Here is a 2,835-nt window from a genome sequence, read left to right as displayed (position 1 = left end):
CCGTAGCGTGAACACCCGCCCCAGCAGGGTCATTCACCACGAACCGCGAAGAGCCCCCTTACAGGGTCGACCAGACGGCTGGCGCGCACTCGCTCGAACAAGCTCTTCGCCACTGAGACGTCTTCCTACGCGACTGCAAGTCCAGGGGCGCCGCCACTGGTGCACCCGAACGTTGAATGATCGATGCAGTCTATCGGCCGGCCGAACTGATCCCGGTCAGGCGCGTCGGAGAGAGGTGAGATTCTGCCATCTCGCCCCGTGCTTGATCAATGACTCGTCCCTGGACTGCGGCCCACTACGGCCCGGGCCCCGCCTCGATGGATCGAGGCGGGGCCCGGGCGCAGGGAGACTTCAGATCAGCGCGCGGCGCTGCCCTCGGTGTAGTCCGAGTCGACAGCCTGGGCGCTCCAGGAGAACATCTTGCGCAGGTCCTTGCCGACAACCTCGATCTGGTGCTTCGCCTCGGTCTCGCGGAGCTCCTTGAACTCCGGCGCGCCGGCGTCCTGATCCTCGATGAAGCGCTTGGCGAAGGCACCGCTCTGGATGTCCGCGAGGACGTCCTTCATGGCCTTCTTGGTGTCGGCCGTGACGACGCGCGGGCCGGAGACGTAGTCGCCGTACTCGGCGGTGTCGGAGATCGACCAGCGCTGCTTGGCGATGCCGCCCTCGAACATGAGGTCGACGATCAGCTTGAGCTCGTGGAGCACCTCGAAGTAGGCGATCTCCGGCTGGTAGCCCGCCTCGGCGAGGGTCTCGAAGCCGGCCTGGACCAGGTGGCTCATGCCGCCGCAGAGCACAGCCTGCTCACCGAAGAGGTCGGTCTCGGTCTCCTCGGTGAAGGTGGTCTTGATGACGCCGGCGCGGGTGCCGCCGATGCCCTTGGCGTAGGAGAGCGCGAGGTCCCAGGCACCGCCGGTGGCGTCCTGCTCGACCGCGACGATGTCCGGGATGCCGCGACCGGCGACGTACTCGCGGCGCACGGTGTGGCCGGGGGCCTTCGGAGCGATCAGCAGCACGTCGACGCCCTCGGGGACCTCGATGTAGCCGAAGCGGATGTTGAAAGGGCATCCGCGTCCTTCACCGCTGCCAGCAGGGCGGGGCGGTCGGTGCCGTCCACATTCCTGACCTCGATCTCGGACCCCAGGACCTCGACGGTCGCAGGTGACAGCTCTTCGGCGATGAGCACGACGGGACGCGTCACGGGAACTCCTCCGTTAAGGATGGTTGTCGTCGCACGCATCCTCGGGGGCGACGGGTACGGAGACAGCTTGAACCGCTGTCCGCCATACGGTCACACCATTCAGGATGCGAGACGCCGTCCGGGGACGAGGCGCGCTCAGGATTCGAGGCGGAGTCCGGCCAGCAGCTGGTGGGCGACGGTCGGGGCCTCCTCCTCGGTGAGGTCGTGGATCTGCACGCTGAAGTACTCCTGCTCGCGGTGGATGAGCACCTGGACGGAGAGCGTGGAATCCAGCCCCGGGCCCACCGCGACCACGGCGAGGTCGGCGCCGGGCACTTCGACCTGCGCGACGTGGTCCCGGGCCGCCAGCGGGTACGGGGACGGGACGGGGAACCCGGCGCGCATGACCGAGCCGCGGCGCCGTCCTCCCTGGAAGACGATCCCCACCTCGGTGACAGCGGGCTCACCGAGGTCGGGCGGCAGCTGGAGGGTCAGGCTCCGCACGGTGTGCTCGCGCCAGTCCTCCCCCGCTGCCGTGCCCTGGACCACGGGCAGCGAGCTCGGATCCTCGATGTGCACGCTGGGCGCGGAGTTCACCGAGTACACCATCAGCACATGGCCGCCGTCCTCGGAGAACCCGAGGCCATAGCTCACGGCCCGCACGAGCGGCCGCTCCTCCCCCGACGCCCGCACCGGGAGGGCTCCGCGCACGGAGGCCAGGAAGAGGATGCCGGAGAACTCGGCGCTGTCGAGGCGCTCGACCTCGGTGACGGCCTCGAGGATGCGCATCCGAGGGCCGTCCTCCGGGTACTCCAGGGGCTCGAGGTCATACATCTCCGGCACCCCGGTGTCCGGTCCCGAGGCGCCGGAGACCGGCACCGCTGCGAAGAGCTCGTCGAAGGCGGACTCGTCATAGCCCTCGAGGCCGAAGGCTTTCACGAGGGCGGCCCCGACTTCGTCGGAGCGGGAGTTGTCGGCCTCGAGCAGCAGGGGCGTGTCGAAGATCTCGAGGATCGCCTGCACGAGCACTCCCGTGGCGGCGCCGACCACCTGCTCATGCCCGCCGAACGCCTCCTCGGCGCGTTCATCGATGCTCCGCGGCAAGGCGGTGAAGATCGGCGAGTCCTCGGGGAATCCGGGCGACCACCAGGTGCCGTAGCGGTCCTCGCGCTCGAGAGAGCCCTTCTCGGTGCCGAACTCGGCGTCGGCCGCGGCGGTGTCGAGCTCGACGAGGTCGAGGTCCTCCTCGCTCGCCCAGCCATCGAAGGTGGTGCCGGGCTCCGCAGGCGGCTCCTCGGCGGGCTCGCCGCCGCCGTCGCTCGCTCCCCCGTCGCCTTCGGCGCTCGGCGACGTCTCCGCCTCCTCGTCACCGCCGCCGAGGCCGGGCAGCAGCGAGCAGGCGCTCGCCGTGGTCACCAGACCCAGGGCCCCCAGGCCCGCCAGCGCCGTGCGTCGCGTGGTCCTGCGCTGTGACATGCCGTGCTCCCTCTGCCCCGTGCGGGCGTGTTCCTGTACATCTGTCTGTCGGCGTTCATGATGCATGAAGAGCAGCGGCGGGCGCACCTCGAGTGGTGCGCCCGCCGTCGCGGCAGAAGAGGTCGATCAGCGCGCGGCGCTGCCCTCGGTGTAGTCCGAGTCGACAGCCTGGGCGCTCC

The 2,835-nt window shown here is 69.7% G+C and carries 1 protein-coding gene and 1 pseudogene; both read right to left on the bottom strand.

Annotation, left to right across the window (positions count from 1 at the left end; genetic code table 11):
* Positions 1-356: 356 nt before the first annotated feature.
* Positions 357-1,061 (bottom strand): annotated as a pseudogene (ilvC, locus tag ACTH43_RS18490) (ketol-acid reductoisomerase); the annotation flags it as partial.
* A gap of 275 nt (positions 1,062-1,336) precedes the next feature.
* Complete coding sequence (locus ACTH43_RS18485; protein ID WP_441446346.1) at positions 1,337-2,656, bottom strand: hypothetical protein; 1,320 nt, start codon at positions 2,654-2,656, stop codon at positions 1,337-1,339.
* Positions 2,657-2,835 lie beyond the last annotated feature (179 nt).

It is taken from the genome of Brachybacterium sp. (genome assembly GCF_052095815.1).
GTDB lineage: Bacteria > Actinomycetota > Actinomycetes > Actinomycetales > Dermabacteraceae > Brachybacterium.
The sequence above is the reverse complement of the archived record's forward strand: the minus strand, read 5'-3'. Positions and strand labels throughout refer to the sequence as shown.